Consider the following 14,013-nt stretch of genomic DNA (forward strand, 5'->3'; position numbering starts at 1 on the left):
ATATGAAAAAAATTGTATTAATGACAATAATTTCCATATTTTCTTTAATATCCTGTAATGAAAAATTAAATAGCGAATCTTCAAATATTAAAGAATCTTCAAGTATTAAAGAAAATAAGGAGGAGATAAATATGATTCCAGAAAATGTTAAATATGCTTATTTTTCTTCCGGCTGTTTTTGGGGAACTGAATATTGGTTTGAAAAGGGAAAAGGAGTGTATGCTGTTGTAAGCGGATATGCAGGCGGGCATAAAATAAACCCAACATATCAAGAAGTTTGTACAGGTCTTACAGGTCATTTAGAAACTGTACAGGTTGCTTATAACCCTGATGAAACTACTTATGAAGATTTAGTTAAACTATTCTTTGAAACTCATGACTTTACTCAAAAAAATGGTCAAGGTCCTGATATAGGTTCACAATATTTATCAGCTATTTTTTATCAAACAGAAGAAGAAAAAGAAATAGCTCAAAAATACATAAATATGCTTAAAGAAAAAGATTATGATGTGGCAACAACTTTAAGAGAATATAAAAACTTTTATCCAGCAGAAGATTATCATCAAGATTATTATGAGAGAAAAGGCTCTATACCTTATTGCCATTTCTATAACAAAATATTTTAAAAATGAATTTTTGTTTAAAAACTGAATTTATAAATATTTATATTGTTTTAAAATAATACTAATTATATTACATATAAAATATAATTAGTATTATTTTTTTATTTGCACTTTTTGGTTCTTTTGACGAAGTCCGCACCGCGAGCTGCGGGAAAAAGTTGAAGAAAAAATAAATTACAAAGTATAGTTGTTTAGGTTACATTAAAATTATTTAATAAAATAAAAGAGCTATCACTAATTATTAGCAATAGCTCTATTATTATATTAATAAATAACTAAATCAAGCCCTTGATATATCTAATCAATTCAGCAATCACAAAAATTAGAAACACAAATCCAAAAAATATCCAAGACTTGATAGTTCTTTTTCTTGTCTCTTTTTTATTAAACTCTGTTCTAAAAGGATCATTTTCCACGATTCATCAAACCTTTTTCAAATATTTTTGAGTATCAACAGCAACAGCAGCAATGATGATAGCACCTTTAATAATGTATTGCATATAAGGTGAAATACCAACGAAAGTCATACCGTAGTTAATAACTTGGAATATCAAAACCCCAGAAACAATACCCAAAATAGAACCAATACCTCCAGAGAAAGAAACACCACCCACAACACAGGCAGCAATAGCATCAAGCTCATAACCATTACCTAAGTTGTTTGTAGCAGAACCAACACGAGCAACCTCTAAAGAACCAGCTATACCATATAAAGCACCAGCCATAGTATAAACTATCATAAGAGTAAGAGGAATGTTTACACCGCTTACAGCAGCAGCTTCAGGGTTGCCTCCAACAGCAAATATGTTTTTACCTAATTTAGTTTTATTCCAAATCACCCACATTATAGCGGTTATTATGACAGCGAATATTATTAAATATGATATTGTAATGCTTCCTAATTTTATACCGCCCTGAGCAAGATTAGTGAAACGAGGGTCGAGTCCTCCGATAGGCTGAGCACCATAAGGAGGTCTGTCAAAATAAGTACTAGTAACACCGTAAAGTATTAGCTGCATACCTAAAGTAGCAATAAATGGAGTTACATAAAGTTTAGAAATAATGAACCCATTTATAAAACCAAATACCATAAGTATAAGCATAACTAAAAGTATAGGTAATATAACAGGAAGTAAAGGCAAATCAGGATACATTCTTGTAGGGTTAGTAGCAGATTGTAAAAGAGAAGCACTAACAACCGCAGCAAGTCCAACAGCCCTACCAGCACCGAGGTCATTACCTTGAGTTACCAATAAAGTACCAATACCAACAGCAATAATCATACGAGTAGAAGCCTGAGCAAAAATGTTTACAAAGTTGCTAAGTCTAAAGAAAGACGGCTCTTTAATAATAATACCAATAAGTATGAGCAAAAGTGCAGCAAATATGGCATTATTCAGTATAAATTTAGAAATTTTGTTTATAGTAGAATTTTTGTCTGACATATATTATTCCTTTATTAATAAATTATAAATATTTGGCAGATAATGCCATTATTTCTTCTTGATTAGTATTAGCCGTATCAACTATACCCGCAACCCTTCCGTTACTCATAACCATTATCCTATCGGTTATACCAAGCAACTCAGGCATTTCAGAGCTAACCATAATAATAGTCTTACCTTCCGTAGCTAAATCTATTATAAGTTTATATATATCATATTTTGCCCCCACATCAATACCCCTTGTAGGTTCATCAAGCATAAGAATATCCGGAGCACTCAAAAGCCATCTTCCCAATATTACCTTCTGCTGATTACCTCCAGATAATGATTGTATGGCTGTTTTCTCTGAAGGAGTTTTTACCTGCATACTGTCTATTACCCATTTAGTATCCTCTCTCATCTTCTTATTATTTAAAAATCCAAAATTACCCTTATAATTATCTATATTAGCTATTATAGAATTAAAGTTAATAGAAAGCATACCAAATATACCAGTCTGTCTTCTTTCCTCTGTTACCAAAGCAAATCCATGCTTAATAGCTTTTCTTGTTGTATTATTTTTAATATCTTTATCATTTTTAATAATACTTCCGCTTGATAAAGTACGCATACCAAATATACTTTCAAGTACTTCAGTTCTTTTTGCTCCAACAAGTCCCGCTATACCAAAAATCTCACCCTTTCTCACACTAAAATTAATATCAGTAAGAGAAGGCTGATAGAATGCTGTAAAATTTTTAATCTCCAAAATTCCTTCAGCAGGTATATTAGTTTTAGGAGGAAACCTATTAGTTAAATCACGGCCTACCATCTGTTTAATAATAAGGTCGGTTGTTAATTCTTTTGCAGGAGTAGTAGAAACAAATTTACCATCGCGCATTATAGTAACTTCATCAGATATCTGCAGTATTTCTTCCATTTTATGCGAAATATATATCATACCAACACCGCGGCTTTGAAGTTTCCTTATTATTTTAAATAACTTAGCAACCTCTTTTTCTGTGAGCGAGCTGGTAGGCTCATCTAATACAAGTATTTTAGAATTGTATGATACAGCCTTAGCAATTTCTACCATCTGCATTTCAGATACTGATAATGTAGATACTTTAGTTCTAGGGTCTAAAGGTATTTCTAAATCATCAAAAATAGCCTTAGTATCATCATACATCTTTTTCTCATCTACAAAACCAAATTTAGTAGGGTATTTACCAAGCCAAATATTATCTTGTATATTTCTTTGCCTAACTTGATTAAGTTCCTGATGCACCATTGCTACACCATTGTTTAAAGCCTGCTTTGGAGAAGTGAAATTAACTTCATTACCATCTAATAATATAGTTCCTTCATCTTTATGGTAAATACCAAATAAACATTTCATAAGAGTGGATTTTCCAGCACCATTCTCTCCCATAAGGGCAACAACACTCCCCTCTCTTACAACAAGCTCAGCCTTATCCAAAGCTTGAACGCCCGGGAAGTATTTTGATATACCCTTCATCTCAAGAATTACTTTTCTCTCTTCCATAAAAATAAAATCCTTAAAAAATTGCAAAAACTAAATACGATATAAAAAATTAAAATAATACGAAATTAGGGGACATTATAAAAACATAATATCCCCATTCATAAATAATAATTATTACTTATAAGCTTCTTCAGCAATAGTAATATTATCTGCAGTTATAGGAACGTAAGGAACACGTACTGCTTTTACTTCATCTAAAGTCCAAGTAGTACCATCTAAAGGATCTTTACCAGCAGCAACATTCAAAGATAAATCTATAAGAGCCTGAGATTGTCCAACTGGGTCATTAAGAACAGAACCAAGTATTGTACCTTTTTTGATTTCGTTCAACATATCAGGAATAGCATCTACTCCTACTATAGGAATATATTTAGCTTTATCACCTGTATTATAACCTAAAGCTTGTATAGACTGTAAAGCACCTAAAGCCATAGCATCATTATTAGCAAAAATAAACTCTATTTTATCGCCATGTTTTTGTATCCAAGCATCTACTATATCTTTAGCTTTTGCAGTATCCCACATAGCTGTTTGTTCTGCCTCTAATCTTTCTACTTTAACACCATTATTAGTAATATACATAGTTACATGAGAAGTTCTTGCTTCTGCATCTGGGTGACCTGGTTCGCCTTTTAATAATAGATACTGTATAACGCCGTCGCCGTTTTTATCTAAAGCAGGATCTGCTTTCCAAGCATCTACTACGATTTTTCCTTGCATATCGCCAGACTCTTCAGGTTTAGTACCTACATACCAAGTTTTATCATAGCTAGCCATAGCTTCAGCGCTTGGCTGTTTATTAAAGAAAATAACTGGTAAATTTTTAGCTTTAGCTTTATCTATGATAGTTTGAGCAGCTTGAGGGTCTACCAAGTTAATAGCTAAAGAATTTACATTTTTATTAAGCATAACATCTACTTGGTCATTTTGCTGAGCCTGATTATTTTGAGAATCATTCATAATAAGCTGAGCTTTTCCTGCTATTCTAGTTTCAATGTTTCTTCTTAAGAATGACATAAAGTTATCATCATAACGATAAATTGTAACACCAATTAGTGGACCATTAGCATCTGCAGTTGCAGCATTATCTTTATTGCCGCCGCCGCAAGATATAGTAAAGATTGTAGTTATTATAAGCATAGAACTTATAATGAATATTTTTTTCATAATAGAAAACTCCTTAATTTAATTAATATTCTATAATTTTAGTATATAAATTTTATGAGCTAAATCAAGTTTTTAATAATTAAATAAAAAACCTTTATAGTTCAGTATATGAAGTTTTTCTATACAAAAAATAAAAAATATTATCTTTTCATATATACTGTAATGAATAATGATGATAAAAATCCGATAATATACATATAAAACATTTAGGAGGTAAAAAATGGAGGTTTCTATTAATTCTATTTATTCATCTAAAATGTTTCCGTTAACTGGACATATGTATAGTGCAGGGCTTAATGTTTATAATTTATCTGATTCTATAATCAGAATAAATGAATTCATCTCTGGACAAGGAACTTCGGTTAAAGTAAATTATAATTTAGGAAAAAATTTGGATGTATATGCTTAAAAAACTTCATATAAGCCAGTTGTAAGTTACAATATACAATTGGCTTATTTTTTTAAATCTCATCTGAAATCAAAAAATCTCTAAAATAATCTGTATAATCAACTTCAAATTTCATAATCTCGCTGCTAATAGGATGCATGAACTCTATCTCTTTTGCTATAAGCATTAAATTACTATAGTTGGAATAGCTCTTAGAATAAATCTTATCTCCAGCTACAGGAAAACCTTTATATGAACAATGAACCCTTATTTGATGAGTACGTCCTGTTTTAATATTAACTTCTATTAGAGTATGCTTTTTAAATCTGTTTAATACTTTTATATAACTCAATGCCTTCTTTCCATCTTCACGAACTGTCATTTTTTTTCTATATACACTATGCCTTCCTATTGGCAAATTAATCTCATAAAAATTCTCTCTCAATACCCCTACAACTATAGCATGATAAATCTTTTTTATTGTTCTATTTTTAAATTGCTCCTGAATAGCAGAAACTATATCAGCATTCTTTCCAACTATCATTATACCAGAAGTATCTTTATCCAACCTATGTATAATACCAGCCCTACTCTTATCGCCAACAAAATTAAAGTCTTTTATATGATAGAGCAAAGCATTCACTAAAGTGCCGCTCTTTTCAGAAGAAGAACAATGAACGCTCATATTGCAAGGCTTATTTACAACTAATAAATATTCATCTTCATACAAAATTTCCAAATCAATATTTTCTGCTAATATATCTTCATCTTCTTTTCTTTTATCATCTGTTTTTATATTTATCTCTACAATATCATTAAGCCTTAAAGAATAAGATAATTTTTTTACATTGTTATTGACTAATATACAAGATAAATAGTTTTTTACTTGAGACCTGCTTATATTTAATTTCTCACTTACAAATATATCTAATCTCTTATTTAAATCTTTTTCTTCTATTATTGAGAACTTATACATTTATCGTTTATTATTTATTTTCTTTTTTATCTTTTTTCAATGTATTATCAAAATCTTCTTTAAAGAAAAATACGCCCATAGCTATAACAATAATGCCTATAGTAATGGCAGCATCAGCAATATTATAATTCCAAGGAAATCTAATATTCAAATTAAATCCCATATTAATGAAGTCAGTTACAAATCCCCTCATCACTCTATCTAATAAATTACCCATAGCTCCGCCTAACACCATACTAAAACCAACAATAGATATTCTCTGTTTTTTCTTATCTATTATAGTTATTATATAAAATACAACAATCATTGCCAAAAAAACAACAACCTTTAAAAACTCCGGTATAATATGCTTTATTACCTCAGGTACATTGTTAAGAAAGCCAAAAGAAACTCCATAATTTCTCGTATATATAAATACTAATATATCACCAATAATATTTTTATAACCAATAACCTGTAAATATTTATCAACAAAATATTTTGAAACAGTGTCTGCTATAAATATTAATATAGATATTAAAAAATATATCTTTTTTTCTTTTATCTGCAATAAAATCTTACTCATAAAAAATAAATCCCTTATATAATCAAGTGCTAATGATAATTTATATTAGTAAAAATTACAACCTACAAAAATGAAATTAAAAAAATAATATTTATAAAACTCAGAATTTTATACACTGTCAAAAATAAGTCTTTATTATTTGCATAAACTAATTCTATAAAACAAAATATAGTTTTATTTTCTAATAAAATTCAATCGTTTTAAGTATATGCTAAAATCAAATATGATTATTGCAAAATTTTATTTTTTATTTTAGTATATAAAAACTATTTTTTAGGAGATTAAAGTTTATGAGAATTATTGATATTAATACAAACAAATTGCATTCTATGCTTTTTGTGTTGCTTCCTATTGTTTTAATAGTAGGTTTTTTAATTTTTTCAAGTGTTACAATAGTATCAACTGGAGAGGTTGGCATAAGAAGCAGATTGGGGAAGGCAATATCTGAAGAAGAGCCTGGACTTCATTTTAGAATACCTTTTATAGATAAAATCAAAACCATAGAAGTGAGAGAGCAAACTGTTGAAAAGACTTATGCTGTATCATCAAAAGATATGCAAACTATATCAATGACTTTGAATGTTCAGTATTCTATAACTGGTAATGCTTTAGAATTATATAAAAAATTTGGTACAGATTATAAAAATAAATTGGTTAACCCAAGAATATCAGAAAGTCTTAATGCTGTTTCAGCAAGATACACAATAGAAGAATTTATTACAAAAAGAAATGAAATGGCTGGAGAACTTTTAAAAGAGGTTATGGCAGATTTTGAAGATTATGGTATTACAGTTGCAGCTTGTTCTATTATAGAACATGACTTTTCTGATGAGTTTGATCAAGCAATAGAGAGAAAATTAATAGCCTCCCAAGATGCCCTAACAGCACAAAATGCATTAGAAAAAGTGAGATATGAAGCTGAAGCTGAAATTACTAAAGCTAAAGGTATAGCCGAAGCTAATAGAATAATGCAGGAATCTTTAACCCCTCTTTTAATACAGAGAATGTACATAGAGAAATGGGACGGCAAAATGCCTCAAGTTTCTGGTTCTGGTGTTACACCTATGATACAAGTAAAATAATTTTTACAATTTAATATAAAAAAATCTTACTTTTTTTGTAAAATTTATGTATTTTTCTAAAAAATTGTTATATAATAATTTTATAATAATTTTTTGGAGTTTTATATGGGACAAGCTATTGTTATAGTAATAGTAATTGTATACCTAATAGCTATGCTTTTTATAGGTGTATATTCTAGTAAAAAGATTAGTAATAGTAATGATTTTGCTTTGGCGGGTAGGAATTTAGGTCCAATACTTTTGGCAGGAACTTTGGCTGCTACAAATATTGGGGGGGGTACTTCGCTTGGTTTGGCAGAGCAGGCTTTCGGTAAATGGGGATTTTCTGCTGTTTGGTATGTAATTACGGCATCTTTTGCATATTTAGTACTTGCTTTTTTGGCTCAGAGATTTAGAAATGCTATGGTTACTACTGTATCTGAGTATTTCTATAATAGATATGGCAAGGCAAATGCATTAGTTACTTCTATTATTATGGGGCTTCCTATGATAGGTATTACTGCTGCCCAAATTATAGCTTCTGCAAGTATTTTAACTGTTATGACAGGCTGGAATTATAAAGTATCTGTTGTAATAGTTACAGTTGTAGTTACAGCATATTCATCTATGGGAGGTCTTTGGGGTGTTGCTTTCACTGACTTAATTCAAGGTTCATTAGTATTTATTGGAAGTTTGGTTGCTATACCTTTTGCTTTGAATTATGCTGGAGGTTTTGAGCATGTAATTGCTAATCTCACACCTGCACAAAAATCGCTTACTGCTGGTATGGGTTGGCCAACTATAATATCACTTACTATAATGTATATAGCTTCATATTCTGTTGGTCCTGAAATTAGCCAAAGATTCTTTTCTGCAAGAGATTCTAAATCACTTATGATAGGTTCTTTAATGGGTGGGTTAGTTTGTATATTATATTCTTTATTCCCTGCTTTTTTGGGATTGATTGCTTCAAGTGTTGTAAAAGATGGACTTATGACTTCAGAATTATTAACCTCTGAGGGAAGCAGATATATTTTACCAGTGCTTGCAATTCATACTATGCCTCCTGTTATAGTAGGATTATTATTTTCTGCTCTAATATCTGCTACTATGTCTTCCGCTGACTCTGATATGCTTGCTGTATCTGTAATAGCAACAAATGACATATACAAAAAATACATAAACAAAAATGCTACAGATAAACAATTACTTTTCTTGGGAAGAGCCTGTATGGTTGTGGTAGGCCTTATATCTATGTTTATAGCTTTTAGGGCTGCTAATTTAATAACTATACTTATGTTTTCATTTAGCTTACGCGCTGCTGGAGTATTTATACCATATTTATTTGGAAATTATACTAAGAAAAAATTATCAGCAATAGCAAGCATGGGCTCATTAATAGCTGGAAGCGTTGTTACAATATTCTTTCAATACAATAAAAGTATTAACTTGTTTGGAGTTGACCCAATAATACCAGGTATTGTTGCAAGCTTAATAGTGTTTTTAATTCTTTCTTCTATAATACAGCCTAAACCTGATGCAAAAACTGATGTAAATAATTGATTTAAATAATAAAAAAGAGGAGTATATCAAAATAATATGCTCCTCTTAATTATTTTTTATGACTTATTTATTTAAAATCTTGCACTCAAATAAGGCATAGGGTTTTTATGATCGCCGGCTATTCTCACTTCAAAGTGGCAGTGTATGCCTGTTGTTCTTCCAGTATTTCCAATCATAGCAATTTTTTGACCTCTTTTTACTTCCTGACCGGCATGTACCAAAAGCTCTGAATTATGACCATATCCTGTTTGATAACCATTAGCATGCTCTATAAGTACAAACCAACCATAACCATTTTTCCAGCCTGCAAATGTAACTTTACCATCAGCAGCAGCTAGTATCGGCGTACCATAAGGTCCTGCTATATCAACACCATAGTGATAACTTTTTTCTTGAGTAAATGGAGAGAGTCTTGCCCCAAATCCGCTTGATATTCTTCCGCCTCCTGCAACCGGCCAACCTACTGGTATTTCCTTATGTATTACCGAAGAAACGTCCATAAATGTTAGAATATTTTTTTGATATCTATCTATTTCATTTAAGGTCTTATTTATATCATTATCATTGTTATTATTATTAAATGAAGAAGCATTATTATAATCTATTAAATAAGAAATATTTTTTATAGTGTCATTATATTCTTTTAGTGATTTTGAATATCTATTAAGTGAATCTTTATATTCTGTAATTAAGCTATAAGTTTTAGCTTCTGTAGCTGATAATGTATTATAAAAATCTCTCGCTTCTTTTTGTTTATAGTAAGCATCAAAACCTGTATAAATCAATGAAGCGAAAATTAATATAAAAAACAATATCATAAAATTATTAATAGGCAAGCTTAATCCTTTTTCTTTATCATTATAAAAAATTAATATGCTTCTTTCATTATTTCCTTTTTTAATAATAGCAGATATTATTTTATTTAAAAAAGTTCTTATTGGCAAAAATAAATCATATATTTTATGAAAAAATTTTTTTAGATGATAGAAATTATCATGAGTCTTTTTATAATTTATTTTTTTATTATTATGAATTTTCACAGGATTTTGTTTGCCTGTATGTTTCAAATTATTAATAAATCTATCAGCTATTTTAGTTTTATCTTTAGATGTTTCTTGTATATAATATTCATCTAAACGTATATTAGATTTTGTTTCAAAAGTATTTCTAGTTTGAATAATAAACCTCCAGCTTATAAATCAAATAAACTATTCTCTTTATAATTATCGTTATTTTTCACATTAATATTTAAATAGCTATACGCTTTTATTGTAGCAACTCGGCCTTTTGGAGTTCTTTTGATAAAACCAGATTGTATTAAATATGGCTCTATTACATCTTCTATAGTTTCTATCTGTTCGGATAATGAAACAGATATAGTATCTACACCAACAGGACCTCCATTATAATTTTTTATTATAGTTGTTAGATACTGTTTGTCAAGAGCTTCAAAGCCATTTTTATCTACACCCAATTTCTCCAAAGAGTCAGATGCAAACTTTTCATCTATTTTTAAAACATCAGAAACCGTAGCAAAGTCAAACACCCTTCTAAGTAATCTATTAACTATTCTAGGTGTTCCTCTTGATCTTGATGCTATAGAAATTGCAGCTGAATCTGTTATATCAATATTAAGAAACTTTGAACTTCTTTTTACTATATCTGCTAAATCTTCATTTGTGTAAAACTCAAGTCTCTCCACTATTCCAAATCTGTCATATAATGGTGTGCTTAATAGTCCGCTTCTTGTTGTAGCTCCTATTAAAGTGAATTTTGGAAGTTTAACTCTAAAGCTTTTAGCAGATGTTCCTTCTCCAACCTTTATATCAACAAAAAAATCTTCCATCGCAGAATAAAGCACTTCTTCAACAACAGTTCTAAGTCTATGTATTTCATCTATAAATAATATATCTTTTTCGCCTAATGTTGTTAGTATAGATGCTAAATCACCTGGGCGTTCTATTACAGGGGCAGATGTTGCTTTGATATTGCTTCCAAGTTCCTCTGCTATTATTTGAGCTAAAGTAGTTTTTCCTAAACCAGGAGGTCCGTAAAATAATATATGATCCAAAGAAACATCTCTTTTTTTTGCACTATCTATAAAAACTTTTAATTTTGACTTTATATTTTCCTGCCCTATAAAATCATTGAACCCTTTTGGTCTTATAGAAGAATTATTAACATCATAAGAGTTTTCATTGGAGTTAGTTATGCTTTCTTTATCCAATATTTAAAATCCATCTTTTTTAAAAGATATTATATTATAAAAAATAATTAATAACAAATTTATTTTTTATATAAATATGATTATTTTTATGCAAAAAAATCTAAATATAGTTTTATTAAATTAAATATTAGTTTTTAAGTTATCAATTATAAAAATTTACTTTCTATTTTCTTTGAGTTCTTTGAGCTTTTTTTAGAATACCTGCAATTTTTCTAAGTTTAAGATTCTCTGCTATATCTAAAGCAGTATCTCCATGGTTATCTTCTATATTTACATCGGCTCCTTTTTCTACTAAAAATTTAACATAGGGTTCAGCAAACCTTGAGCCATATGATGAACAAGCCCACATTAAAGAAGTGTATCCATTATAATCTTTTGCATTAATATCTGCACCTTTTTCTAATAAAACTTCAGCTAATTTTATACGATATTCCTGAAAACTTTTATTATTAAAATTACCTTCACCCATACCAAGATATATCAAAGGAGTATATTCTCGTTTATTCTTTATGTTTACATCAGCACCTTGCTCTATTAAAAAATTAGCTATTTCAAAGTCTAGTATATCAATACTGCCTTCATCTGAAGTATCAAGAGTTTTATTTAAAGCTGTGTCTCCTTCATTATCTTGTGCATTTATATTGGCATTTTTTGAAACTAAATATTTTATTACATCTATATTTCTTTCATGACTATACTCACATGCTGATATTAAAGCAGTACTTCCTCCTTTATAAAAGTTTACATCAGCACCGTTTTCAACTAATAATTTTACTGTTTCTAAATTATTTACACCATATATTAAGGCTGTATTTCCATAATTATCGAAAGCATTTATATCAGCACCTTTTTGTATTAGAAGTTCTACCACTTTTATATTATGAAGTTTGGAAGCATACATTAAAGGTGTCTCTCCATGATTATTTTTTACATTTATATCAGCACCATTATTTATTAAAAATTCTGCAACAGATGAATTTTCATCATATCTATATTCAATATGTTCATAATCTAATGAGAGTAATAGAGGAGTTTCTACTGAGCTATATTCAGAATGTGTTTTGGCATTTACATCAGCACCTTTTTCAACTAAAAATTTAACCATATCATAGTCATTTCTTAAAGCTGCTATCATTAAAGGAGTATAATCATAATCATCAGGAGAATGCTCCCCAGCATTTATTCTTGATTCTAAGTCAAAACCATTTTCTACTAATACTTTAAACATTTCTCTATTTTGTGCCAATGCTGTTGAAGCTCTATAAGATATATTAAGAAGTGATGCTCCATAATTGTTTTTAGTATTTACATCAGCACCGTATTTTATTAATAAATTAAATATTTTTTTAGCATTTTCTAGTCTTTCTTCTTCTCCATAATGATCATAGTAAATATTATAATATAATACAGTGTTTCCATAATTGTCTTTAGTATTTGCATCAGCACCATTTTCTAATAAAAATTTAACCATTTCATAGTCTCCTCTCATAGCAGCTCTCATTAATGCTGTATAACCATATTCATCTTTTGTGTTTATATTGGCACCTTGTTGTATAAGTAATTTTGAAATATCAAAATTATTATTAGCAATAGCAATCATTAAAGCTGTTTTGTTTTCATTATTTGCTGTATTAGGATTGGCACCTTTATCAAGTAAATATTTAACCATATCATAATCTTTTTTATAAACAGCAATCATTAAAGGAGTATAATCATAATCAGATCTATCCGCCTTTATTCTTGACTCTAAATCAAAACCATTTTCAACTAATATTTTAAACATTTCTTTATTTTTATCAAAAGATTCTGAAATTCTATAGGATACATCAAGAAGAGATGTTCCTTTATCGTTTTTAGTATTTACATCAGCACCGTATTTTATTAATAAATTAAGTATTTTTATAGCATTTTCTGTTTCATTTTCTTGTCCGCGACTATTATGCTCAATACTATAATATAATGCAGTATCTCCTTCTGTATCTCTAATGTTTACATCAGCACCATTTTTTAATAAAAATTCAACCATTTCATAATTTGTATTTCTAGCAGTATACATTAATGCTGTAGCACCTGCTTTATCTTGAATATTGACATCAGTACCTTCTTCTATGAGCAGTTTTGCTATATCATTATATCCGCTTACAGAAGCATTTATTAAAGCCGTTCTATCATAAGAATCTAATGCATTACAGTTTGCACCTTGCTCTAAATATGATTTAACTTTTTTTATATTATTATCTTCTACAGCAGAAAATAACGATTCATCTAAAGTTTTAGAATACAAAAGAATATTAAACAAGAATAATACAGCAAATACTTTTTTCATATATACCCCTCCAATGCTTATGGCATCTGATTGGATTATATAATTATAATTGTTTTATGTCAATTAAAATGGATTTTATAAAATTAATGAATTTGTTTTATGCTTTTTAATGATGTTTATTATAATAAGAAATTTTTATTATAGTTT

General features: G+C 29.1%; 12 protein-coding genes. 4 read left to right on the forward strand and 8 right to left on the reverse strand.

What is annotated here, in order from left to right; genetic code table 11:
- Nucleotides 1–2 precede the first annotated feature (2 nt).
- Nucleotides 3–626: a peptide-methionine (S)-S-oxide reductase MsrA gene (gene msrA, locus R4I97_RS01020; RefSeq protein WP_335783301.1), complete on the forward strand. Its 624-nt coding sequence runs from the start codon at nucleotides 3–5 to the stop codon at nucleotides 624–626.
- A 419-nt stretch (nucleotides 627–1,045) separates the two neighbouring features.
- Here msrA and mglC read toward each other — a convergent pair whose 3' ends face one another.
- From mglC to R4I97_RS01035, 3 genes are all read right to left on the reverse strand, one after another.
- Nucleotides 1,046–2,068, reverse strand: a complete 1,023-nt coding sequence (gene mglC / locus R4I97_RS01025; RefSeq protein WP_335783302.1) for a galactose/methyl galactoside ABC transporter permease MglC — start codon at nucleotides 2,066–2,068, stop codon at nucleotides 1,046–1,048.
- A gap of 22 nt (nucleotides 2,069–2,090) precedes the next feature.
- Nucleotides 2,091–3,593 carry a galactose/methyl galactoside ABC transporter ATP-binding protein MglA gene (mglA, locus tag R4I97_RS01030; protein ID WP_335783303.1) on the reverse strand — a complete coding sequence of 501 codons (1,503 nt, stop codon included), beginning with the start codon at nucleotides 3,591–3,593 and terminating at the stop codon, nucleotides 2,091–2,093.
- A gap of 114 nt (nucleotides 3,594–3,707) precedes the next feature.
- Nucleotides 3,708–4,760 carry a galactose ABC transporter substrate-binding protein gene (locus tag R4I97_RS01035; RefSeq protein ID WP_335783304.1) on the reverse strand — a complete coding sequence of 351 codons (1,053 nt, stop codon included), beginning with the start codon at nucleotides 4,758–4,760 and terminating at the stop codon, nucleotides 3,708–3,710.
- A 256-nt stretch (nucleotides 4,761–5,016) separates the two neighbouring features.
- Between R4I97_RS01035 and R4I97_RS01040 the strand changes: the two genes are divergently transcribed.
- Nucleotides 5,017–5,169, forward strand: coding sequence for a hypothetical protein (locus R4I97_RS01040; protein WP_335783305.1), 153 nt, complete (start codon nucleotides 5,017–5,019; stop codon nucleotides 5,167–5,169).
- 52 nt (nucleotides 5,170–5,221) lie between these two features.
- Here R4I97_RS01040 and R4I97_RS01045 read toward each other — a convergent pair whose 3' ends face one another.
- Both R4I97_RS01045 and lspA read right to left on the reverse strand, forming a co-directional pair.
- Nucleotides 5,222–6,124 carry an RluA family pseudouridine synthase gene (locus R4I97_RS01045; protein ID WP_335783306.1) on the reverse strand — a complete coding sequence of 301 codons (903 nt, stop codon included), beginning with the start codon at nucleotides 6,122–6,124 and terminating at the stop codon, nucleotides 5,222–5,224.
- 10 nt (nucleotides 6,125–6,134) lie between these two features.
- Nucleotides 6,135–6,689: a signal peptidase II gene (gene lspA / locus R4I97_RS01050; RefSeq protein ID WP_335783307.1), complete on the reverse strand. Its 555-nt coding sequence runs from the start codon at nucleotides 6,687–6,689 to the stop codon at nucleotides 6,135–6,137.
- A 290-nt stretch (nucleotides 6,690–6,979) separates the two neighbouring features.
- On the opposite strand from lspA, the gene R4I97_RS01055 reads away from it, so the two are divergent.
- Together R4I97_RS01055 and R4I97_RS01060 are read left to right on the forward strand one after the other, a co-directional pair.
- Nucleotides 6,980–7,771 (forward strand): prohibitin family protein, encoded by a 792-nt coding sequence (locus R4I97_RS01055; RefSeq protein ID WP_335783308.1) that lies wholly within the window; start codon nucleotides 6,980–6,982, stop codon nucleotides 7,769–7,771.
- 105 nt (nucleotides 7,772–7,876) lie between these two features.
- A complete protein-coding gene (locus R4I97_RS01060) occupies nucleotides 7,877–9,313 on the forward strand; it encodes a sodium:solute symporter family protein (protein WP_335783309.1) in 1,437 nt (478 codons plus the stop codon).
- Between the two features lie 71 nt (nucleotides 9,314–9,384).
- Here the strand turns inward: R4I97_RS01060 and R4I97_RS01065 are convergent, their stop codons facing one another.
- From R4I97_RS01065 to R4I97_RS01075, 3 genes are all read right to left on the reverse strand, one after another.
- Complete coding sequence (locus R4I97_RS01065; RefSeq protein WP_420535686.1) at nucleotides 9,385–10,272, reverse strand: M23 family metallopeptidase; 888 nt, start codon at nucleotides 10,270–10,272, stop codon at nucleotides 9,385–9,387.
- A gap of 233 nt (nucleotides 10,273–10,505) precedes the next feature.
- Nucleotides 10,506–11,540 (reverse strand): Holliday junction branch migration DNA helicase RuvB, encoded by a 1,035-nt coding sequence (gene ruvB / locus R4I97_RS01070; protein WP_335783310.1) that lies wholly within the window; start codon nucleotides 11,538–11,540, stop codon nucleotides 10,506–10,508.
- Between the two features lie 163 nt (nucleotides 11,541–11,703).
- The gene (locus tag R4I97_RS01075) at nucleotides 11,704–13,866 is read right to left on the reverse strand and encodes an ankyrin repeat domain-containing protein (protein WP_335783311.1); all 2,163 of its coding nucleotides are present in this window, start codon (nucleotides 13,864–13,866) and stop codon (nucleotides 11,704–11,706) included.
- Nucleotides 13,867–14,013: the final 147 nt, after the last annotated feature.

It is taken from the genome of Brachyspira pilosicoli (genome assembly GCF_036997485.1).
Lineage (GTDB): Bacteria > Spirochaetota > Brachyspiria > Brachyspirales > Brachyspiraceae > Brachyspira > Brachyspira pilosicoli_C.